Source organism: Burkholderia ambifaria AMMD, from assembly GCF_000203915.1.
Lineage (GTDB): Bacteria > Pseudomonadota > Gammaproteobacteria > Burkholderiales > Burkholderiaceae > Burkholderia > Burkholderia ambifaria.
Window position 1 is genome coordinate 1,119,813 of the sequence record NC_008390.1, and the last position, 21,996, is coordinate 1,141,808.

18 protein-coding genes are annotated in these 21,996 nt (G+C 68.3%); 9 read left to right on the plus strand and 9 right to left on the minus strand.

Going from position 1 to position 21,996, the window contains the following annotated elements:
• The first annotated feature begins 101 nt into the window (after positions 1 to 101).
• Positions 102 to 593, plus strand: a complete 492-nt coding sequence (locus BAMB_RS05265; protein ID WP_011656371.1) for a GNAT family N-acetyltransferase — start codon at positions 102 to 104, stop codon at positions 591 to 593.
• Between the two features lie 19 nt (positions 594 to 612).
• On the opposite strand, the gene BAMB_RS05270 is transcribed toward BAMB_RS05265, so the two are convergent.
• From BAMB_RS05270 to BAMB_RS05280, 3 genes are read right to left on the minus strand one after another with little or no spacing between them, the layout of a single operon-like run.
• A complete protein-coding gene (locus BAMB_RS05270; protein ID WP_011656372.1) occupies positions 613 to 1,485 on the minus strand; it encodes a cytochrome c oxidase assembly protein in 873 nt (290 codons plus the stop codon).
• A gap of 10 nt (positions 1,486 to 1,495) precedes the next feature.
• Complete coding sequence (locus BAMB_RS05275) at positions 1,496 to 1,936, minus strand: copper chaperone PCu(A)C (protein ID WP_011656373.1); 441 nt, start codon at positions 1,934 to 1,936, stop codon at positions 1,496 to 1,498.
• A complete protein-coding gene (locus BAMB_RS05280) occupies positions 1,933 to 2,586 on the minus strand; it encodes an SCO family protein (protein WP_011656374.1) in 654 nt (217 codons plus the stop codon). Before BAMB_RS05280 ends, BAMB_RS05275 begins: the two co-directional genes overlap by 4 nt.
• Before the next feature lie 283 nt (positions 2,587 to 2,869).
• On the opposite strand from BAMB_RS05280, the gene otsB reads away from it, so the two are divergent.
• Positions 2,870 to 3,622 (plus strand): trehalose-phosphatase, encoded by a 753-nt coding sequence (gene otsB / locus BAMB_RS05285; RefSeq protein ID WP_011656375.1) that lies wholly within the window; start codon positions 2,870 to 2,872, stop codon positions 3,620 to 3,622.
• Positions 3,619 to 4,998 (plus strand): alpha,alpha-trehalose-phosphate synthase (UDP-forming), encoded by a 1,380-nt coding sequence (otsA, locus tag BAMB_RS05290; protein WP_006751851.1) that lies wholly within the window; start codon positions 3,619 to 3,621, stop codon positions 4,996 to 4,998. Before otsB ends, otsA begins: the two co-directional genes overlap by 4 nt.
• Positions 4,999 to 5,092: 94 nt before the next feature.
• On the opposite strand, the gene BAMB_RS05295 is transcribed toward otsA, so the two are convergent.
• Entirely contained in the window at positions 5,093 to 6,922 is a 1,830-nt protein-coding gene (locus BAMB_RS05295; RefSeq protein ID WP_041491128.1) for an ABC transporter ATP-binding protein, read from the minus strand.
• Between the two features lie 563 nt (positions 6,923 to 7,485).
• On the opposite strand from BAMB_RS05295, the gene BAMB_RS05300 reads away from it, so the two are divergent.
• The 3 genes from BAMB_RS05300 (at position 7,486) to BAMB_RS05310 (ending at position 10,095) form a co-directional block, all read left to right on the plus strand.
• Positions 7,486 to 8,550, plus strand: a complete 1,065-nt coding sequence (locus BAMB_RS05300; protein WP_011656377.1) for a glycosyltransferase family 4 protein — start codon at positions 7,486 to 7,488, stop codon at positions 8,548 to 8,550.
• Positions 8,551 to 8,786: 236 nt separating this feature from the next.
• Positions 8,787 to 9,587 carry a hypothetical protein gene (locus tag BAMB_RS05305; RefSeq protein WP_011656378.1) on the plus strand — a complete coding sequence of 267 codons (801 nt, stop codon included), beginning with the start codon at positions 8,787 to 8,789 and terminating at the stop codon, positions 9,585 to 9,587.
• Positions 9,588 to 9,624: 37 nt separating this feature from the next.
• Positions 9,625 to 10,095, plus strand: a complete 471-nt coding sequence (locus BAMB_RS05310) for a DUF2214 family protein (protein ID WP_011656379.1) — start codon at positions 9,625 to 9,627, stop codon at positions 10,093 to 10,095.
• Between the two features lie 220 nt (positions 10,096 to 10,315).
• On the opposite strand, the gene gudD is transcribed toward BAMB_RS05310, so the two are convergent.
• Positions 10,316 to 11,668: a glucarate dehydratase gene (gudD, locus tag BAMB_RS05315; RefSeq protein ID WP_011656380.1), complete on the minus strand. Its 1,353-nt coding sequence runs from the start codon at positions 11,666 to 11,668 to the stop codon at positions 10,316 to 10,318.
• Between the two features lie 360 nt (positions 11,669 to 12,028).
• Between gudD and BAMB_RS05320 the strand changes: the two genes are divergently transcribed.
• A complete protein-coding gene (locus BAMB_RS05320) occupies positions 12,029 to 12,790 on the plus strand; it encodes a FadR/GntR family transcriptional regulator (protein ID WP_011656382.1) in 762 nt (253 codons plus the stop codon).
• 209 nt (positions 12,791 to 12,999) lie between these two features.
• Here the strand turns inward: BAMB_RS05320 and BAMB_RS05325 are convergent, their stop codons facing one another.
• The 3 genes from BAMB_RS05325 to pdxY form a co-directional block, all read right to left on the minus strand.
• Positions 13,000 to 14,148 (minus strand): branched-chain amino acid ABC transporter substrate-binding protein, encoded by a 1,149-nt coding sequence (locus tag BAMB_RS05325; protein WP_006755533.1) that lies wholly within the window; start codon positions 14,146 to 14,148, stop codon positions 13,000 to 13,002.
• A gap of 349 nt (positions 14,149 to 14,497) precedes the next feature.
• On the minus strand, positions 14,498 to 16,642 hold the full coding sequence (locus BAMB_RS05330) for a phosphocholine-specific phospholipase C (protein ID WP_011656383.1): 2,145 nt from the start codon (positions 16,640 to 16,642) through the stop codon (positions 14,498 to 14,500).
• 304 nt (positions 16,643 to 16,946) lie between these two features.
• On the minus strand, positions 16,947 to 17,807 hold the full coding sequence (gene pdxY / locus BAMB_RS05335) for a pyridoxal kinase PdxY (protein WP_006755531.1): 861 nt from the start codon (positions 17,805 to 17,807) through the stop codon (positions 16,947 to 16,949).
• Between the two features lie 174 nt (positions 17,808 to 17,981).
• On the opposite strand from pdxY, the gene BAMB_RS05340 reads away from it, so the two are divergent.
• Entirely contained in the window at positions 17,982 to 19,040 is a 1,059-nt protein-coding gene (locus tag BAMB_RS05340; protein ID WP_011656384.1) for an alpha/beta fold hydrolase, read from the plus strand.
• A gap of 32 nt (positions 19,041 to 19,072) precedes the next feature.
• Here BAMB_RS05340 and BAMB_RS05345 read toward each other — a convergent pair whose 3' ends face one another.
• Positions 19,073 to 20,071: an LLM class flavin-dependent oxidoreductase gene (locus BAMB_RS05345; RefSeq protein ID WP_011656385.1), complete on the minus strand. Its 999-nt coding sequence runs from the start codon at positions 20,069 to 20,071 to the stop codon at positions 19,073 to 19,075.
• A gap of 644 nt (positions 20,072 to 20,715) precedes the next feature.
• On the opposite strand from BAMB_RS05345, the gene hpnI reads away from it, so the two are divergent.
• Complete coding sequence (hpnI, locus tag BAMB_RS05350) at positions 20,716 to 21,891, plus strand: bacteriohopanetetrol glucosamine biosynthesis glycosyltransferase HpnI (RefSeq protein WP_011656386.1); 1,176 nt, start codon at positions 20,716 to 20,718, stop codon at positions 21,889 to 21,891.
• Positions 21,892 to 21,996 lie beyond the last annotated feature (105 nt).

The window sequence follows — 21,996 nt, forward strand, 5'->3', positions numbered from 1 at the left end:
CCTTTTTTCGTGCGCGGAAGGGTGCGTGCGTGCTGCGTGCGCTTCGAGGCATAATCGACGGTTGCCGCGCGCCGGCCGGCGCGCCCCGAATCAGGACGACCATGACCGCTTCCGCACCTGCCGCCTCCGCGCGCGCCGACGATCTCGACTGGCGCTGGAAATCCTTCGACGCGCTGACCGCGCGTGAACTCTATGCGATCCTCGACGCGCGCAGCGCCGTGTTCGTCGTCGAGCAGAACTGCGTGTATCGCGACATCGACGATGCGGACCAGGCGGCGTGGCATCTGGCCGCGTACGATCCGGCGGGCCGCCTCGCGGGCTACCTGCGCGTGCTGTTGCCGGATGCGCAGAACACCGACGTGCGCATCGGCCGCGTGCTGACGACCGCGCCGTTTCGCGGCGCGGGCCTCGGCAACGCGCTGATCTCGCGCGCGCTCGAGCACATCCGCGCGCAGTGGCCGGATACGCAGGTGAGCCTGCATGCACAGGCCCACCTGCAGCGTTTCTACGGGGCATTCGGCTTCACGCCGAACTCGGACGTGCACGACGAGGACGGCATCCCGCACGTGTGGATGACCAGCGCGCGCGGCTGATGCGCGGCGCGCCGTGCCGTCAGTGGGCGGCGCGCGTCACCGACGGGCGCTCCGCGCGCCGGGCGGCAGCGCGCTCGTCGAGCAGACGGCCGCGCGCGGACAGCCGCAGCCAGTGCCGCAGCGCGATCAGCGCGCCGATCACGCTCATCATCGAACCCGGAATCCACAGCAGCAAGCCGCCGATCTGCTGGTCACGCAGCGGGCTGAGCCACGTGAACGCGCGTCCGCAGATCGAATAGATCGGGTACAGCTCGTGCGGCGTGAAGAAGATCAGCGCGCCGAGCGCGATCTGCGGCGGGATCGCCGCGACGACGATCAGGATCCGGCGGCCCGGCGACAGCCGCGCGGGCGGCGCGGGACGCGGATCGACGACGAGCCACCAGAACAGCAGCCCGTCGATCACCATGCTCCAGTTCATCACGCGATACAGGCGCCAGTCGAGCATCGCGACGAAGTGGATCGGCGACAGCAGCCAGAAATAGATCAACCCGACGAACAGCACGACCGCGACGACCGGATGGAACACCACGTCGAGCGTCGCGCGCACGGGCGCCCACGCGAGCGCGGGGCGCACGAAGCGCTGCCGCCAGCGAAACGGAATGCCCGCGCGGATCGCCGCGCCCGGGTACGCCAGTGCGATGAAGAACGGCCCGAGGTGATGCAATACGAGGTGCTGCGCACGGTGCAGGAAGAATTCATGCTCGAAGAAGTAGTCGAGCCGCGTATGCAGCGCGATGTAGAGCGCCGTCAGCCCGAACCAGAACGAGAACTGCCGCAGCGGCGACACCTTCGCCTTCTTCACGCCGCGCGCGAACAGCACGGCGGCCGTCAGCACCGCGATGACCACGGTCGGCGACGGTTCCCACGGATCGAGCCAGTACAGGACGTTCATCGCGCGCGCATCACTTCGCCTGGGCCGGCGACTTCACGGCGAACGGCGTATCGACCGTTTCGCCGTCGGAGAACTTCAGGCGCAGGCGCACGGTGTCGCCGGGCTTGATCGCGTGCTTCGGTTCCTCGAGCATGAAGTGATAGCCGCCCGGCGCGATGTCGACCTTGCCGCGCGCGGGGATCGTCAGCTTGTCGACCATTTCCATCTTCTGCGTCGAGCCGTTCGACACGGTCTGGTGCAGCATCGCCATCCCGTAGTCGGGGCTGTCGACGTCGACGAGATCGACCGGCTTGTCGCCCGTATTGACGAGCGTCACGTAGCCGCCCGCGGGCAGCTGGTTCGGCAGCCAGCGCACCCACGCGTTCTGCGCGATGATCGCGCCGGCGGCGTAGGCGTGAGCGCCGGTGCACAGTGCGGCGAGGAGGGCGAACGTCTTGAGGGTCGTCTTCATGTCGGAGTTCGGAAGGGGGAGGCAGTGTCGATGATCCGGCGCACATCGGCGGCGATGGCGTCGGGCGAATCGCGGTCGGTCGCGAGCAAACGCGCGCGACCGTTCGCGTCGAAGATGTAGACGGCCGAGCTGTGCGTGACTTCGTAGCCGCCGGACGGATCGCGTTTTTCCATCTGGTACGCGACGCGATAGCGTTTCGCGAGCGATTCGATCTGGCCGTCGGTGCCGGTCAGCCCACGCGCGTGCGCGGCGTCGAACGCGGCGACGTACGACTGCATCGCCTGCGGCGTGTCGCGCGCGGGATCGACCGAGACGAACAGGATGCGCACGTGGTTCGCCTGCGGGCCGAGCTTCGCGAGCACTTCCATCAGCCGCGCCATCGTTTCGGGGCAGACATCCGGACAGTGCGTATAGCCGAAGTAGACGAGCGCGATGCGGCCGCGGAAGGCGTTCGCGTCGACCGGATGCCCGTCGCCGCCGGTCAGCGTGAAGGACAGGTCGGGCAGGTGGCCCGTGACGTTGGTCAGGTGCCAGTTCGGCTCGTCGTGCGTGCAGGCGGCGAGCGCGACGGCGGCGGTTAGCGCCGCGGCCGTGCGGACGAAGCGGGTGATGAGGTGGCGCCGGTGCGGCGCGGGACGGGCTGACGACATCCTGGGGCTCGATCGGACGGAACGGTCGTCGGCCGGCGCGGCGCCATGCGTCGCGCGACCGGCGGTTGCCGACTGTAGCGCAATTCCCGCGCCCGCGTCCTTTCGAAACCCGTACGGCACGGGCGAGCGGGGCAATATGTCGCAGTTGGCGCGGACGGTGGCGCGAGGTCCACCGTGCGCCGGTTTCGCCCATCTCGGTACGCAGGCGCGGTAAGATGCGCACAATTCCATTCTCGCAGCGGCGGCCGCGCGTGTGCAGGCCGCTCCTCAGACCATCGAATCGATGCAATCCGTTCCGGCTTCCCTGTCCCTGACCGATACCGCGTTCTTTTTCGACTTCGACGGTACGCTCGTCGAACTGGCGCCGACGCCCGACAGCATTCACGTGCCGCCGTCGCTGCTGACGCTGCTCGATGAGCTGCGGCGCCGCTCGCATGGCGCGCTCGCCGTCGTGTCGGGCCGCGGCATCGACAACCTCGACGCGTTCCTGAACATGCCGGACCTGCCGATCGCCGGCCTGCACGGCGCCGAGCGTCGCGACGCGAACGGCGACACGCAGCGCATCGGCTTCAACGACGACCGGCTGTTGCGCATCGAGCGCGAACTCGCGTCCGTCGTCGACCGTCATCCGGGCATGCTGCTCGAAATCAAGGGAGCGGCCGTCGCGCTGCACTACCGCAATGCGCCCGAGCGCGAGCCGGCCGCGCGCGAAGCGGCCGAGCGCCTCGTCGCCGAATATGCGGACGCGTATGTGCTGCAGCCGGGCAAGATGGTGTTCGAGATCAAGCCGAAGGGTGTCGACAAGGGGCGCGCGCTGGCTGCGTTCCTCGACGAGCCGCCGTTCGCGGGCCGCGTGCCGCTGTTCGCGGGCGACGACCTGACCGACGAGAAGGGCTTCGCGGTGGTCAACGCGCGGGGCGGTCTGTCGATCAAGGTCGGCGCGGGCGAGACGTCGGCCCGCATGCGGCTCGACTCGGTCGACGCGCTGCACGCGCAGATTGCCCGCTGGCTTGGCGCGGAGCAGCGGGGCGCATGAGTCGACTCATCATCGTTTCGAACCGCGTCGCCCCGATTTCGGAAGGTGAACCGGCGGCGGGTGGCCTCGCGATCGGCGTCTACGATGCGCTGAAGGAGACGGGCGGCATGTGGTTCGGCTGGAGCGGCGAGGTGGTCGCATCCGGTGCGCCGCAGATCCGCATCGAGGAGCGCGGCCCCGTGACGTTCGCGACCGTCGGGCTGTCGCGCCGCGATTACGACCAGTACTACCGCGGTTTCTCGAACGCGACGCTGTGGCCCGCGTTCCATTACCGCGCCGACCTGATCCAGTACGACCGCCACGAGTTCGACGGCTACCGCCGCGTGAACGTGTGGCTCGCGCAGCAGCTCGTGCCGCTGCTGCAGGACGACGACGTGATCTGGGTGCACGACTATCACCTGATCCCGTTCGCGCGTGCGCTGCGGGAGGCCGGCGTGAAGAACCGCATCGGCTTTTTCCTGCACATTCCGTTTCCGGCCGCGCAGGTGCTCGTCAACGTGCCGCCGCATCGCGAGCTTGTCGAGTCGCTGTGCGCGTTCGACTTGCTCGGCTTCCAGACCGAGCCCGACCTGCGCGCGTTCTGCGACTACATCGAGTTCGAGGCGGGCGGCGAAGTGGCGCGCGAAGGGCACACGGTGCGCGTGAGCGCGTTCGGCAACACGCTGCGCGCGGCCGCCTATCCGATCGGCGTGTATCCGGACGAGATCGCGTCGCTCGCGCAGGCGGCCGAGAACGGCAAGGCCGTGCGCACGCTGGCGACGTCGCTGCGCGGGCGCCAGTTGATCATGAGCGTCGACCGGCTCGATTATTCGAAAGGGCTCGTCGAGCGGTTCCGCGCGTTCGAGAAACTGCTGGAGCACCAGACGTCGATTCGCAACCGCGTGTCGTTCCTGCAGATCGCGCCATCGACGCGCGCCGACCTGCGCGCGTACCAGGACATCCGCCTGCAGCTCGAAGCGGAGTCGGGGCGCATCAACGGCCGCTACGCGGAACTCGACTGGGCGCCGATCCTCTACATTCACCGCCAGTACGACCGGCAGGTGCTGGCCGCGCTGTACCGGCTGGCGCGCGTGGGTTTCGTCACGCCGCTGCGCGACGGCATGAACCTCGTCGCGAAGGAGTACGTGTCCGCGCAGAATCCGGACGATCCGGGCGTGCTGGTGCTGTCGCGCTTCGCGGGCGCGGCGCGTGAGCTGACGGGCGCGCTGATCGTGAATCCGATCGACATCGACGGAATGGCCGATGCGTTGTCGCAGGCGCTGACGATGCCGCTCGCCGAGCGGCGCGCGCGTTATGCGGACATGATCGCGCAGCTGCGCGAGAACAACGTGTCGGTGTGGCGCGACAACTTCCTGCGCGACCTGCAGCGCGTGTAGCCGGCGCGCCGCGCGGCGGATGCCGCGCGATGCCATGAAAAAAGCCGCCGTGCGTCGCACAGGCGGCTTTCTTATCGGTTGCGTGCCCGTGGCGTCAGGCCACGCGTTCGCCGGTCGGCGCGGTGCCGTCGGGCGCGTGATGGCGGCCGTGCTGCTTCGCGAGCAGGTCGCGGTACAGACCGGGGCGGTTGCGCAGCACGTCGGGGCTGCCGTCGTCGATCACCTTGCCGTTGCTCATCACGATGATCCGGTCGAAGTTGCGCAGCGTCGACAGCCGGTGCGCGATCGCGATCACCGTGCGGCCGACCATCAGGCGGTCGAGCGCGCTCTGGATCGCTTCCTCGGACGAGCTGTCGAGTGCGGACGTCGCTTCGTCGAGCAGCAGGATCGGCGCATCCTTCAGGATCGCGCGCGCGATCGCGATGCGCTGGCGCTGGCCGCCCGACAGCTTGACGCCGCGGTCGCCGACGATCGTGTCATAGCCTTCCGGCATCGCTTCGATGAACTCCGCGCAGCGCGCGTCGCGCGCGGCGGCGAGCACTTGCTCGCGGGTCGCGTCGGGGCGGCCATAGGCGATGTTGTCGTAGATCGTCCGGTGCAGCAGCGAGATGTCCTGCGGCACGAGCGCGATCGCGTGGCGCAGGCTGTCCTGCGTGATCACCTTCACGTCCTGGCCGTCGACCTTCACGACGCCGTCCTGCGTGTCGTAGAAGCGCTGCAGCAGCGCGAGCACGGTCGACTTGCCGGCGCCCGACTTGCCAATGAGGCCGACACGCTGGCCCGGCTCGATATGGAGGTCGAAGTGGTCGAGGATCGCGCGGCGGTGCGGATACGCGAACGTCACCCGTTCGAAATCGACGCGCCCGCCCGTGGCCGCCAGCGGCTTCGCGTCGGAGTGGTCGGGCATCCCGTGCGGTTCGAGCAGCGTCTTCACGGCTTCGGACAGGCGCGCGACGTGCTGCGTGACGTCGACGAGCGCGACCGCGAGGTCGCGCGTGCCGTGCAGGATCGTGAAGCCGAGCGAGCTGACGAGCACGATGTCGCCCGACGTCGCGCGGCCCTGGTCCCACAGCCACAGCGCCCAGCCGAGCAGGCCGGCCGACAGCATCGCGGTGATCACCGCATGCAGCAGCCGCAGCTTCTCGAGATAGAACAGGCTCTGCTGGCGTGCGTCCATCTCCGCCTTGATCGTTGCGCTGAAGCGCTTCTGTTCGCGCACCGTCATCCCGAACGCACGCACGAGCCCCATGTTGCCGATCACGTCGACGAGCTCGCCGTCGACCGCCGCGGCCTTCGCCGCGAATGCATGGTGGCGCGCCGAGCCGCGCCCGGCCAGCTTGAACAGGATGATCGACAGCACGGCCGAGCAGCCGAGCAGGCCGGCGGCCATCAGCGGATTGACGACGATGATCATCAGGATCGCGCCCATCACCGCGATGCACGGCGGCAGCACGTTCCACGCCATCGTGTTCTCCGACGTATAGACGGCGTTCGACGTGGCCGTGATGCGGCTTGCGAGCGTGCCCGGCTGCTTTTCCGAGTAGTAGGTCGGCGAATGGCCGATCAGATACTGGAACAGGTCGCGCCGCAGGTCGCCGGTGACCGCGACGAACGTGTGCGCGGCAGCCCAGCCGCCGACCCGCCACAGCAGGTTGTCGGCCGCGATCAGCCCGACGAGCAGCGCGAACGCGCTCCACAGCGGGCCCGGATGATGGCGCCCGGTCGCCAGCACGTCGATCAGGTGCTTGATCGCGTATTGCGAGCCGAGCGCGCAGCCGACGGCAGCCAGCACGCTGCAGAGCACGACGAGGTGAGCAACGGGATGCAGGCGGATGTAGCGGAACAGGAACGCGATCGGCCGGTGCGCGTAGCTCGAGAGCTTCGCGTTGTGGGCGTTGCGCTGGGCGGGGGTAAGAGATTCCAAAATATGCGTGCGGTGATTCGGTGATTGAGCGTGGCGGCTGGATCGCATGCCGGCATGCGCTCGGACTGAATAATCCGGCATTGTAAACAAGGCCTGCGTCGCGCTGCGCGAATCTTGCCTGGGCCAGAGGCTCGCGAGCGATTTTGAGATAAAATCCTGGCATCCCGTCCTGTTTCATGTGCCGGAATCACGCTGCCGGCACGCACGGGTGACAAGGATCGCCAAAAGGGCCTTCCACTCTAGAACGGACACCCGAGTCCGCGGGTTGCAAAGTGTTGCGCCTTTGTAACAAAGTAAAGTGTTTGAAATGTCGGGGGCCGTCTCGGGATTAACCCTAGATAATCGGCTCCGGGGTCGATCCCAGGTTTTTTTACGAACCCCTGTCAACGGGTCTTCGTTTCGAACGTTCTATGCCTGTCGCGTCGCCGACGCTCCTTGAGCAGCGCGGGGTCGACGCCCCGGCAGGCTGATTCGTCCGACCGTCGGACGAAATGCATCCAGCCCGACCGCTGGCAGGTTGCCGACCCATACCTGGTTTTTAGCCGATTTTTTAGGAGTTACGCATGCGAATCGCCCAAATCGCTCCGTTGCATGAGGCAGTCCCCCCGAAGCTTTACGGTGGTACCGAGCGAGTGGTGTCCTATCTGACCGAAGCACTTGTCGAGATGGGGCATGACGTCACGCTCTTCGCGAGCGGCGATTCGCAGACCTCCGCGAAGCTCGAAGCGTGCTGGCCGCAGGCGCTGCGCCTCGACCCGACGATCCGCGACGTGATGGCCCCGCACATGCTGCTCCTCGAGCAAGTGCGCCGCCGCGCGGAAGAGTTCGACGTCCTGCACTGCCACATCGACTACTACCCGTTCTCGCTGTTCTCGCGCCAGCCGGTCCCGCATCTGACGACGATGCACGGCCGTCTCGACCTGCCGGAACTGCAGCCGATCTTCAACGCGTTCAGCGACGTGCCGGTCGTGTCGATTTCCGACAACCAGCGCATCCCGCTGCCGCAGGCGAACTGGCTGTCGACCGTGTATCACGGCCTGCCGGAAAACCTGCTGACGCCGATCCCGAACGTGAAGCCGAGCTATCTCGCGTTCCTCGGCCGTATCTCGCCGGAAAAGCGTGTCGACACCGCGATCCGCATCGCCGAGCAGGCCGGCCTGCCGATCAAGATCGCCGCGAAGCTCGACAAGGCTGACCGCGCGTACTACGAAGAGAAGATCAAGCCGCTGTTCGCGCTGCCGCACGTCGAGTATATCGGCGAAATCAGCGAGTCGGAAAAGACCGAATTCCTGGGCAACGCGCACGCGCTGCTGTTCCCGATCGACTGGCCGGAGCCGTTCGGCCTGGTGATGATCGAGGCGATGGCTTGCGGCACGCCGGTGATCGCGTTCAAGCGCGGCTCGGTGCCGGAAGTGATCGACAACGGCGTGTCGGGCTTCGTCGTCGAAGACGAACTCTCGGCCGTTGCGGCGCTCAACCGCCTCGATACGCTGCCGCGCGAGAAGGTGCGGGCCGCGTTCGAAGCACGCTTCTCGTCGAAGGTGATGGCGCAGAACTACGTGAAGGGCTACGAGGAACTGCTGCGCCAGAAGCACCGCACGGTGCTGCGCGAAGTCAACGCAAACTGATGCCGGGCCGCCGGCCGCACCGCGGTTGACGCCCTCAGCGACGCCCCGTCCGGGACCCCGGCGGGGCGTTGTCACATCTGCGGCGCGGATCTGTTGTATTCTCGCCGCGCCCGACGCCGCGAACGGCCCCGGAAGGGGGCCGGCACGCCATCCGGCAATCTGTCCAGACGGTAATGTCCCTATAATGGCCGTGCCGTGAAATCCGGCCCTGCACGAACATCGAGAGGAGAGCAGTCTTGGCGAGAACGAAAACGACGCGCGCAGCGCCGGCCCCCGGCGCCGGCGTGATCTTCGCATTGCGCGCGATCGGGCTCGTGCTGTTCGCGCGCTGGCTGTTCTCGATGTCCCAGATGGGCTATCGCGCGTCGCTGTCGGCGATGGTGTCGTCGCCGTGGGCGTTCGTCTATCTAGTGCTGATCTTCCTGCTGCTCGCGCTGCCGGGCGCCGCCGCGCGCGCCGAACGGCCGTTCCATCCGCTGCCGCAGTGGCTGCGCCAGGCGCTGCGCGTGTTCGCGCTGATCGGTTTCCTGTTTGCCGTCTGGTCGATCGGCGCGTTCGCGTGGGCGGCCGGCTGGCGTTCTGCGCTGCACGCGGTGACGGCGACCAACGGCTGGCTGATCGCCGCGCCGGCGCTGTATGCGGCGATCGTGTGGATGTGCCGGCCGCGGCCGCTGTGGCGGACCAACGTGGCCGCGCGCCGTTTCGCGGTCGGCCGCTACGCGATCTCGCTCGATACGCTCACCCGTACCGCGATCGTCTGGATGGAGAGCCGCAAGGTCGGCCAGTACGACGCGCGCGAACTCTCCGTGCGCTGGCCCGGCCAGGTTGCGCCGGCAGCGGGCGAGCCGGGTGCGCAGCCGGCCGCCGTGCCGCCGCGTCGCGGCAGCCTGTTCCGGCGGCCGAAGGTCGAGCTGCTGTGGGATTCGCCGGCGGCCGTCGGCCATAACCGGCAGATCGTGATGCGCGCGCCGCTCGTGACCGAGGGCGACCGCGTCGCGGTGCTCGCGCTCGACGCGGCGCTCAAGCAGATCGTCTGACAAGGCCTGCGCGGCGCGCGGGCGACAAGGAGGCGCAATGATCGTCCGCTGGTTGCTGGCAGCCGTTCACCTGATGGCGTTTGGCGTCGCGTTCGCCGCGATCGCGGGGCGCAACCGCGCGCTGCGCCGGGTCATCGCGTCCGCGCAGGCCGCCGACCTGCCCGGCGTGTTCAAGGCCGATGCGGCCTGGGGATTGTCCGCGCTGGTGCTGATCGCGACGGGGCTCGCGCGCGCGTTCGGCGGCTTCGAGAAAGGCTCCGCGTATTACCTTCACGAGCCGCTCTTTCACCTCAAGATGACCGCGCTCGTGCTGATCCTGCTGCTCGAGGTCGTGCCGATGCTCGGGCTGATCCGCTGGCGCGTCGCCGCGCGGCGGCAGCAGATGCCGGATCTCGGCCGCGCACGGACCTATGTGCGGATCGGTCACTGGCAGGCCGTGCTCGTGATGGTGATCGTGTTGGCCGCGTCGGGGATGGCGCGGGGGATCTGGGCAGCCGGGCAGCTTTGACCGGCGGATGGCGCCGGTTGCCGTTGCCGGGCCTGATCATTCTGGACCGACCGACGGGCCGAGCGACCGACAGACCGACCGGCGGGCCGTGGCCGCCCTAGTTCCATTTCCGTTTCCGTTCGATGCCGGCAGGATTTCCCGCCCGGCACCCGCCGATGCGCGGGCGAAGCGACGCACCGCCTTCCAGCCGGGCGGACCCGCCGCCCGGTTCGTCCCGCGTTCAGCGCACGAGGCAGGGGCGCTTGTTGTTGAACGTCCACCCCGGAATCAGATACTGCATCGCCGCCGCATCGTCGCGCGCGCCGAGCCCGTGTTGCTTGTACAGCTCGTGCGCGACCGCGACCGCATCCATGTCGATGTCGATGCCGAGGCCCGGCCGCTTCGGCACTTCAACGAGCCCGTTCTCGATCTTCAGCGGCTCGCGAGTGAGCCGTTCGCCATCCTGCCAGATCCAGTGCGTGTCGATCGCGGTGACTTGCCCGGGCGCCGCGGCCGCGACGTGCGTGAACATCGCGAGCGACACGTCGAAGTGGTTGTTCGAATGCGAACCCCACGTGAGGCCCCAGTCGCGGCACATCTGCGCGACGCGCACCGAGCCCTGCATCGTCCAGAAGTGCGGGTCGGCGAGCGGGATGTCGACGGCGTGCAGCTGCACCGCGTGGCCCATCTGGCGCCAGTCGGTCGCGATCATGTTGGTGGCCGTCGGCAGCCCGGTCGAGCGGCGGAATTCGGCCATCACCTCGCGGCCCGAGTAGCCGTTCTCCGCGCCGCACGGATCTTCCGCATACGCGAGCACGTGGTGCAGGTCTCGGCACAGCCGCACGGCCTCGTCGAGCGACCACGCGCCGTTCGGATCGAGCGTCACGCGCGCTTCGGGGAAGCGCTCGGCCAGCGCCGTCACGGCTTCGATCTCGCGCGCGCCTTCGAACACGCCGCCCTTCAGCTTGAAGTCGTTGAAACCGTAGCGCGCGTGCGCGGCTTCGGCGAGGCGCACGACCGCCTCGGGCGTCAGCGCGGCCTCGTCGCGCACGCGGGTCCACTCGTCGGTCGCGCCGCGGCCGTCGCGATAGGGCAGCGCGGTCTTGCCGCGGTCGCCGACGTAGAACAGGTAGCCGAGCATCTCGACGCGCTCGCGCTGCTGCCCTTCGCCGAGCAGCGCGGCCACGGGCACGCCGAGATGCTGGCCGAGCAGGTCGAGCAGCGCGGCTTCGAGCGCGGTGACCGCGTGGATCGTGGTGCGCAGGTCGAACGTCTGCAGGCCGCGGCCGCTCACGTCGCGATCGGCAAAGGTGCGCCGCACGTCGTTGAGCACCGCGTGGTAGTTGCCGACCGGCTGGCCGACGACGAGCGCGCGCGCATCCTCGAGCGTGCGGCGGATGCTTTCGCCGCCCGGCACTTCGCCGACGCCGGTCCGGCCCGCGCTGTCCTTCAGGATCACGAGGTTGCGGGTGAAGAACGGACCGTGCGCGCCGCTCAGGTTGAGCAGCATGCTGTCGTGGCCGGCGACCGGAATGGCTTGCAGCTCGACGATGCGCGGCGTGTCGTGGGAAGGCGAGGCAGTGACGGCGTTCATGGCGGCGATGGCGAAAGAGTGGGCGATGCCGTGCGGCAAAATCTTTGCCGCGCGCGGCGGGAGGTGCGATCATTCGACAACCGACCTGCGCGGCGCGCAAGCCCCGCATGTCGACAGCAACCCGAATGGGCGGGAGCGACCAGCTTGATGCCGATGTCGCGCGCAAGCGCGAATATCGGTCGATCGCGAACCACGGGACCGGTAGGCGCCGATGCGCGTGCCTCGGTCAACAGGAGATCCGTGTGGCGATCATCAGTCGTCGGATGACTTGTGACGCAGTATAATGAATCATCGGCGTTCGCTCAAACCCCGCGTAAACCCTCGGCTCACATTACGATCATTCAAAAAGGAACCGGCCTCATGTCCGTGCCCACGCTTCCTGCTGCGCCGCGCCGTCGCGCACGCAGCCTCGCACAAGATGTCGTCGACGCGCTGACCGCGCAGATCGAAAACGGCACGCTGCGTCCCGGTGACAAGCTGCCGACCGAAACCGAAGTCATGGCGGCGCAGGGCGTCAGCCGCACGGTCGTGCGCGAAGCGATTTCGCGGATGCAGGCGAGCCACCTCATCGAGACGCGCCACGGCATCGGCAGCTTCGTGCTCGAACCGTCGCGCCGCCAGGCGCTCGGCATCGATCCCGCGACCATCATGACGCTGCGCGACGTGCTCGCGGTGCTCGAGCTGCGCATCAGCCTCGAAAGCGAATGCGCGAGCCTCGCCGCGCAGCGCGCGAACGACACCGACCTCGCCGCGCTGCGGCGTGCGCTCGACGCGATCGCGTCGGGGGCGGGCGGCGGGCGCGACACCGCGCAGCTCGACTTCAACTTCCACCTGCAGATCGCGCAGTCCACCGGCAACCGCTACTTCGTCGACATCATGACGCAGCTCGGCGCGTCGATCATCCCGCGCACGCGTGTGAACTCGGCGCGCTTCGCCGGCGACGACCTCGAGCGCTATGTCGGCCGGCTCAATCACGAGCACGAGGACATCTACGAGGCGATCGCGCGTCACGATCCGGAAGCCGCGCGTGCTGCCATGCGCACGCACCTGACCAACAGTCGCGAGCGGCTGCGCCGCGCACACGAGGCGGCCGAGGCGGAACGCGACACGCAGACCAACTGACGCGACGCCGCCTACACGGCCCGCGCGTCGCGACGGGCCGTAACCTCAACATCAGACATCGTATGAGATCGGCGTCATTGCGCCGATCGTTTCGCGGCCGCAGCACCTTCGCCTGTTCCCGCATCATGTGAAGGCGGGTCGGGCGGCGTTCCCGCCGCCGCCCGTCGCGCGTAGGCGGCCCGGCTACCCAGGCCGCCCATCCGCTTCGATTAGCCCCCCTTCGTCACGATCGTCTTCCACGCACCGTTCTTCACCTGGTACAGCGTCGACATCCCGCTCTTCAGCGAGCCGTCGTTCGCGAACGAGATCCGGCCGGTGATGCCCTCGAAATCGATCTTCTTCAGCGCCGGACGGTAGACCTTCGGATCGGTCGAGTTGGCTGCCTGCATCGCCTTGATCGCGGCCCAGGTCGCGTCGTAGCCGAACTGCGCGTACGACAGCACGTCGACGCCGAAGCGCTTCTTGAACCGCTGCTCGAAATCCTTGCCCTGCGGCAGCTCGTCGAGCGGACGCCCGTATTCCCACGCCATCGCGCCTTCCGCGGCCGGGCCGGCGATCTTGATGAACTCGTTGTCCTTCACGCCGCCGCCGCCGACGAACTTCGCGTTCAGTCCGAGCTGGCGCATCTGCTTGACGAAGTTCGCGGCGAGCGAATCGAGGCCGCCGAAGAAGATCAGGTCGGGGTTCTTGCCTTTCAGGCTCGTGATCTGCGCACGGAAATCGACCGCCTGGTTGCTGGTGAACTCGCGGCCGATGATGTTGCCGCCGGCCGCCTTCACCGCCTTCTCGAACTCGTCCGCCTCGCCCTGGCCGAACGCGGTGCGGTCGTCGATGATCGCGATGCGCTTCGCCTTGGTCACGTCGACCGCGTACTTGCCCGCGTTGCCGGCGTTCTGGCCGTCGGTCGCGATCACCATGAACATGTTCGCGAGCCCGCGCGACGTGAGCGTCGGGTTGGTCGCGGCCGGATCGATCACCGGGATGCCGGCCTTGTCGTAGACGACCGACGCCGGAATCGTCGTCCCGGAGTTGAAGTGGCCGACCACCACCGACACGTTCTGGTCGATCAGCGCCTGCGCGGCCTGCACGCCGATGCGCGGGTCGGCCTGGTCGTCCTGCACGATCAGGTTGAAGTGCGCGGGCTTGCCGGCGATCTGTATCTTCTGCGCGGCGGCGTCGTCGAGCGCGAGCTGCACGCCGTTCTGCAGATCCTTGCCGTAGCCGGCGTTCACGCCTGTGAGCGGCGCGGCGAAGCCGACCTTCACGTCGGTCGCGTCGGCGGCCCGGGCGGCCTGTTGCGAGAGGAGGGCAAAGGCGGAGATGACCGACACCGACAGCAGGGAATGACGGAATTTCATGTTCGTTCCTCTTGTTCTACACCAGCGGGTGGATACCGCACGCAGCCGGCGGGCCGGACGCGTGCGACGGGTGGGCGGTTCGACCGCTTCTCGGAATCGGGCGGGGAGGTCGGCATGTTGATGATTCCCGGAAGAATCTCCCGTCAGGCTCGGCGAGGAGCCCCGATCGTCTCGATATATAGATCGCCGATATGCACGGGTCTTGGCAATTTGCCGCGCATTCGATGCGGATTTGCGCATAGCTTCCGCGCGTGCGCGGGCGGCCGGTATCGGGAGTTTCCCGTCACGAGCGGACGGGAGGCAGGATGGGCGGCGCGGCCCCGACGGGGCCGCGCCGCGTTCGACGTCGTCAGTCGGACAGGGCGTCCGATGCGGCTTCGGCGTCGTCGTGCGACGCGTTCGTGCGGATCGCCGGGTCGCTCGTGCTCGGGCGGCCGGTCTCGACGTGGCCCGCGAAGCGGCGCAGGAAGCCGAGCGGACGGCCGTCGCTGACGGTCAGGTCGTACCAGCCGTGACTGCCGCGCAGATCCCAGTAGTCGTCGACGTGCGCGCCCGGCGCGAGGTCGAACGTGCGCGCGCGGCCGTGGCCGTACGCGTTCGTCACCTTGAGTTGCACGGCCTTGTGGCCGCGGTTCATCAGGCGCAGCGTGATGTTGCCGTTCGCGACGTCGTAGCCGTAGATCACCTCGGGGTTCACGCTCGCGCTGCCGACGCCGGTCGCGAACGGGCCGCGGAAATGGCAGTAGAAGCCGTTCGGGCCGTACACGTCGAGGTCGTACAGGCCGAGCGACGGCGCGGCGCTCCACGTATCGGCGACCCGCTTGCCGGCTTCGACCGTGTACGCCCACGGGCCGTCGAGTCGGTTGCGCGACTGCACCTGGAATGCCGCGCCCGCGCGGCCGGTGTTCGCGAAGGTCAGCCGGAACAGGCCGTTCACGGCTTCGACGCGGCCGTGCACGAACAGCTCGTACGGCAGCGCGCGCGCCGGACGCAGCCCGGCCTCCTGTTTCGGCAGCTTCTGCAGCACCGGCGGCACCGGGATGTAGTCGGGGTGGCGCACGCGATCGGGCGGCGCATAGCCGCTCGTGTCGGGCAGCGTCGGCCAGGCGGCGTCGGCGGTCGCGAATTCGAACGCCGACGTCAGGTCGCCGCACACCGCACGGCGCCACGGCGACACGTTGGCGGCCGTCACCGGATACTGCGCGCCGAAGCGCGCTTCGATGAATTGCAGCAGCGACGTGTGATCGAAGGTCTGCGAGCAGACCCAGCCGCCCTTGGTCCACGGCGACACGACCAGCATCGGCACGCGCGGCCCGAGCCCGTACGGGCCGGCCATGTGCGACGCGTCGCCGGCGAACACCTCGTTGGTCGTTGCGACCGTCGACAGCCCGTTGTCGCGCGACTGCGGCGCGAACGGCGGCGGCACGTGGTCGAAGAAACCGTCGTTCTCGTCGTAGGTGATGAAGAGGGCGGTCTTGCTCCACACGTCCGGATTCGACACGAGCACCTTCAGCACCTGCTCGATGTACCACGCGCCGTAGTTGGCCGGCCAGTTCGGGTGTTCCGAGTACGCTTCCGGCGCGCAGATCCACGACACCTGCGGCAGCGTGCCGTTCTTCACGTCCTGCTGCAGCACGTCGAACAGCGTGCCGCCGGCGCTGATGTTGGTGCCGGTGCGCGCCTTGTCGTACAGCGGCGTGCCGGGCAGCGCGCTGCGGTACTGGTTGAAGTAGAGCAGCGAATTGTCGCCGTAGTTGCCGATGTACGGGTTCTGCGTCCAGCCCCACGAGCCCTTCGCGTCGAGCCCGATGCCGACGTCCTGGTAGATCTTCCACGACACGCCGGCCTGCTCGAGCACTTCCGGATAGGTCGTCCAGCCGTAGCCCGTTTCCTCGTTGCCGAGCACCGGGCCGCCACCCGTGCCGTCGTTGCCGACGTAGCCGGTCCACATGTAGTAGCGGTTCGGGTCGGTCGAACTCGGGATCGCGCAGTGGTATGCGTCGCAGATCGTGAATGCGTCGGCGAGCTGATAGTGGAACGGGATGTCGTCGCGCTTCAGGTACGCCATCGTCGTGGTGCCCTTGTTCGGCACCCACTGGTCGTAGCGACCCTTGTTCCACGCGGCGTGCATGTCCTGCCAGCCGTGCGGCAGGTCCTGCAGGAACTGCAGGCCGAGCTTGTCCGCGCCCGGGTGAAACGGCAGCAGCTCGGCCGGGCCGACCGGCTGATGGAACACCGACTTGCCGTTCGCGAGGCGCAGCGGGCGAGGGTCGCCGAAGCCGCGCACGCCGCGCATCGTGCCGAAGTAGTGGTCGAACGAACGGTTCTCCTGCATCAGGATCACGATGTGTTCGATATCGCGGATGGTGCCGGTACGGCGGTTCGCCGGAATCGCAAGCGCATCGCGGATCACGGGCGGGAACAGGTTCAGCGCGGCGGCGCCGGCAGTGCCGGCGGCGACGCGCAGGAAGTCACGACGGTTCGATCGGGTCATGGTCGTTATCGTGGGTCAAGGAAGGGAGCCGATTGGCGGGACATGCGGGAAAAATTCGGCGCGTCCGGGCGCAGGATGCGGCTGCGCCGGTCGTGCCGTCGCGAGCATAGCGGGGAATCGGTGTCATTCATGTGAAGTCCGGAAACGTTTGCACGCGCGGACCGGACAGAACCCGAACGGCATGGCGCCGGCGAGCGAACTGCGGGGGAGAGGCGAGGGCGGCAGCGCGCGCGGCACGCCGGAAAAGCGGGGGATACCGGGGGATTCGACGAGATTCGGAGGGTTCGCGGCCGATGCGGGCGCATCACGCGTCGGTCACCCACGCGCCGAACCATTCGCTCGGGCGCGCGATTTCGTCCTGCGCGGCGACGAGTTCGAGCTCGTAGCGGCGCGCGTCGTAGGTCGCCTTCACGACCGCGTGCACGGCCGCGAGCGTGTGCTCGAACGCGGCGCGCACCGAGTCGCCGCGCAGCCGGCGCGCGACGAAAATGGCGCTGGTGAGATCGCCGACGCCGACCGGATGGCGCGGAAACGCATACAGCGGGCGCTGGCCGATCCACGCTTCGGTTTCGGTGACGGCGAGCATGTTGAAACGGTCGGCCGGGCTGTTGCGATCGTGCAGGTGCTTGACGAGGACGATCTTCGGGCCGCGGCGGATCAGCGCGCGGCACGCGTCGACGGCTTCGGCGACGGTCTCGATGCGCCGCCCGGCGAGCTTCTGCAGCTCGGTGTGGTTCGGCGACATGCCGTCGGCGAGCGCCGGCATCTCCTGGACGATGAATTCCTCGACGCCGGGTTCGGGCCGCACGCCGCCCGTCTGGCCCATCGCCGGATCGCAGAAGTACCACGCGTTCGGGTTCATCGCCTTCACCGTGCGCACGATCTCGACCGTCGCGCGCGCCTGCGGCGGCGAGCCGACGAAGCCGGACAGCACCGCGTCGCAGCGCTTGAGCGCGCCGATCGCGGCGACGCCGTCGACGAGCTGCTCCATCTTCGCGGCGTCGATTGCGCTGCCGGCCCAGTGGCCGTACTGCATGTGATTCGACAGCTGGACGGTGTTGAGCGGCCAGACGTTGACGCCGAGGCGCTGCATCGGAAACACGGCCGCGCTGTTGCCGGCGTGTCCGTAGATCACGTGCGACTGAATGCTGAGGACGTTTTTCATGAGTGTTCGCCTGCAGGCGTTTCAGGGTCACGACACACGATACCCGAGTTCGTCGCGCGCGCGGAAGTCGCACGGCCATCGAGTGTTGCGCGCCGTCGTCAGCCCGACCGCGTAGAATCGCGGGGCGCGAAGCCGCCCGGTTGCGCGCGTGCATTTCCCCTTACCGTGATCGCCATGCTCTCGATTTGCAAGATGTTGTCCCTCGCGCGCGCCGCCGTGCTCGGCGCCGGCGTCGCCGCGGCATGCGCGACCTCCGCCGTGGCCGCCGCGCCGGCGCCGGCCGGCAACGACGGACCCGCGTACGGCCCCCGCCTGGAAGGTTTCGACTATCCGGAGCCGGTGCATCGCTACGCGTTCGTGTCGCAGCGCGAAACCCTCGAGATGATGTACATGGACGTGCAGCCGACGCACCCGAACGGCCGCACGGTCGTGCTGCTGCATGGGAAGAACTTCTGCGCGGCGACCTGGGAGGACACGATCGGCGTGCTGAGCCGCGCCGGCTATCGCGTGGTCGCGCCGGACCAGATCGGCTTCTGCAAGTCGTCGAAGCCCGAACGCTATCAGTACAGCTTCCAGCAGCTCGCGCGCAACACGCATGCGCTGCTCGAGTCGATCGGCGTGAAATCGGCGACGCTCGTCGGCCATTCGACGGGCGGGATGCTCGCGGTGCGCTATGCGCTGATGTATCCGAAGGCGACCGACCAGCTGGTGCTGGTGAACCCGATCGGCCTCGAGGACTGGAAGGCGCTCGGCGTGCCGCCGCTGCCGGTCGACTACTGGTATGCGCGCGAACAGAAGACGAACGCCGACGGCATCCGCCGCTACGAACAGGCGACCTACTACGCGGGCAAGTGGTCGCCCGCCTACGAGCGCTGGGTGCAGATGCTCGCCGGCATGTATCGCGGCCCGGGCCGCGACGCGGTCGCGTGGAATTCGGCGCTGATCTACGACATGATCCTCACCCAGCCGGTGGTCTACGAACTCGGCGCGATCCGCGTGCCGACGCTGCTGCTGATCGGCGACAAGGACACGACCGCGATCGGCAAGGAGGTGGCGCCGCCCGACGTGCACGCGAAGCTCGGCCATTACCCGGAACTCGCGAAGCGTACGCAGGCGGCGATCCCCGGCGCGCAGCTCGTCGAATTCCCGGCGCTCGGCCACGCGCCGCAGATCCAGGATCCGGACGCGTTCCACAAGGCGCTGCTCGACGGGCTGGACGCGGTGCACCCGTAGCGACGTGACGGCGGGCACCCGCGCCCGTCCGGTCAGCGGGTTTCGTTCGCCAGTTCGTCGCGGATCTGCGCGGCCAGCTCGAACGAGCGCACCCGCGCGGCGTGATCGTAGATCTGCGCGGTGATGATCACCTCGTCCGCACCCGTCTGTGCGATCCGGTCGCGCAGCTTGTCGCGCACCGTGTCGCGCGAGCCGACGGCCGCGAACGACAGCGCGTGCGCGACGTTCGCGAGTTCGAATTCACTCGCCTCGAGCGCGTCGACGGGCGGCGGCAGCTTGCCCGGCGTGCCGCGGCGCAGGTTGATGAACTGCTGCTGCAGCGACGTGAAGAGGCGCCGCGCCTCGTCGTCGGTATCGGCCGCGAACACGTTGATGCCGACCATCGCATGCGGCTTCGGCCACGCGGCCGACGGCCGGTACTGCGCGCGATAGAGTTCGAGCGCACGCATCAGGTAGTCCGGCGCGAAGTGCGACGCGAACGCGAACGGCAGCCCGAGCATCGCCGCGAGCTGCGCGCTGAACAGGCTCGAACCCAGCAGCCACACGGGCACGTCCAGCCCCGCACCGGGCACCGCGCGCACGCGCTGGCCGGGCACCGGTTCCGCGAAGTAGCGCTGCAGCTCGGCGACGTCGTCCGGAAACGAGTCGGCGCTGCCGATCAGGTCGCGGCGCAGCGCGCGCGACGTGGTCTGGTCGGTGCCGGGCGCACGGCCGAGCCCGAGGTCGATGCGCCCCGGATACAGCGACGCGAGCGTGCCGAACTGTTCGGCGATCACGAGCGGCGCATGGTTCGGCAGCATGATCCCGCCCGAGCCGACGCGGATGGTCTTCGTCGCGCCCGCGACATGACCGATCACGACTGCCGTCGCCGCGCTCGCGATGCCGGGCATGTTGTGATGTTCGGCGAGCCAGTAGCGCCGGTAACCGAGGCGCTCCGCATGCTGCGCGAGATCGACGGTGTTGCGGAAAGCCTGCGCGGCGTCCGCGCCGGCGGGAATGGGGGCGAGATCGAGTACGGAAAACGGAATCATCGGTGGCCTTCTAAAGGGAGGGGCGCGGTGATGCGCGTGCGCAACAGATGTCGACGATTTTGCCAAAGGGTTCCGGAACGCGCTGGCGACGCACGGATACCCATGCGCCTTTCAGGGGTGCAAGGTTGCATAGGATGGGAGGTCGCGATCGTTGCAGAAATCAATTCAATCCCTAAATAATGACCAAACTTTACGGGGATTGGACATGTCTTCGCATCGACATACAAAATTCCACGAAACGTCTGATTTTCAAGACTGCAATACGCCTGCAAAGTGCTTACGCTAGCGTGAACGTAGTGGCACCCGAATGGTTTGCCGATCGCACAGCTTTGCCGAAATCGCACAAGTCCGTTTCGCGCGCCGTCACGCGCGGGCCGATTTGCGCTGCTAAAATCCGGCGCCTGTTCATGTTGTGCCGATGTTCGCCATTCGAATTTTCCCGCATCCCGTCCGGTCGCGCGGAAATGTGCCACGCGAAGCCGGTGCCGGTCGCATTCGGGGAATGGGCCGAGCCTCGCCATTACAGACGCTGCTGGAACAAGGAGTCGGGTCGTGCCCGCGTTCGTTGCTGTCGGAATACCCAATCGCGTTCAACCAGGTTCAATCGATCGGCACGGCGCCCGCGTCGCCGGGGAGGCGCGCGCATGACGCCGATCGTCACGCTGCTCGACTGGCTCCTGCTCGCATTCACGCTGGCCGCGTCCGGCTACGCGCTCGCCGCGGCCTTCGCGCCGCGCCCGCGCACGCCGCGCACGGCGGCGCGCGACGGCTTCGCGCCCGTCAGCGTGCTCAAGCCGCTGTGCGGCGCGGAGCCGCACCTGTACGAGAATCTCGCGACGTTCTGCGAGCAGCGCCATCCGCGCCATGAAGTGCTGTTTGGCGTCGCGTCGGCGGCCGATCCGGCCGTCGCCGTGGTCGAGCGCTTGCGTGCCGACTATCCGGAGTGCGACATCACGCTCGTGATCGACGCGCGCGTGCACGGCAAGAATCTGAAGGTCAGCAACCTGATCAATCTGGCCGAACGCGCGAAGTATGGCCGCATCGTGATCGCGGACAGCGACATCGCGGTGAAGCCCGACTATCTGGAACGCGTGACGGCGCCGCTCGCCGACGCGTCGGTCGGCGTCGTCACGTGTCTGTATCATGCGCGCAGCGTCGGCGGGTTCTGGACGCGGATCGGCGCGCAGTTCGTCGATGCGTGGTTCGCGCCGTCGGTGCGGATCGCGCACCTCGGCCGCTCGAGCCACTTCGGCTTCGGCGCGACACTTGCGCTCACGCGCGACACGCTCGACCGGATCGGCGGCTTGCTCGCGCTGAAGGACGAGCTGGCCGACGATTTCTGGCTCGCCGAACTGCCGCGCCGCCTCGGGCGACGCACCGCGCTGTCCGAGGTCGAGGTCGCGACCGACGTGATCGAGCCGTCGTTCGGGCCGCTCTGGCACCGCGAGACGCGCTGGCTGCGCACGATCCGTTCGCTGAACCCGGCCGGCTTCACGTTCCTGTTCATCACGTTTACCGCGCCGTGGCTCGCGATCGGCGCGGCGCTCGCGCTGCGTCTCGACGGCACCTTCGCCGGCACGCTGGCGGGTGGCGCGGCCATCGTGGGCACGTTCGGGCGGCTGGTGCTGCACGCGCGCGGCGCGGACGGCTGGCGCGCGTTCTGGCGCGATCTGCCGCTCGTCGCGGTGCGCGACACGCTGCTCACGCTCGAATGGCTCGCGGCCGCGTTCGGCACGCACGTCGTGTGGCGCGGCGCGCGGATGACGGTCGTTGGCGGCGAGCGTGCGACGGCGGCGGTGGAAGGCGGGGACGGCCGTTAACGCACGTTAACGCACGTTCCCCGAGGGAGCGGCCATGCGCGCGTTCCCCGATCGAATTCGGCCGGACGGCCGAGACGCGCCGCGCGGCCACGCCGCGCGACGCGA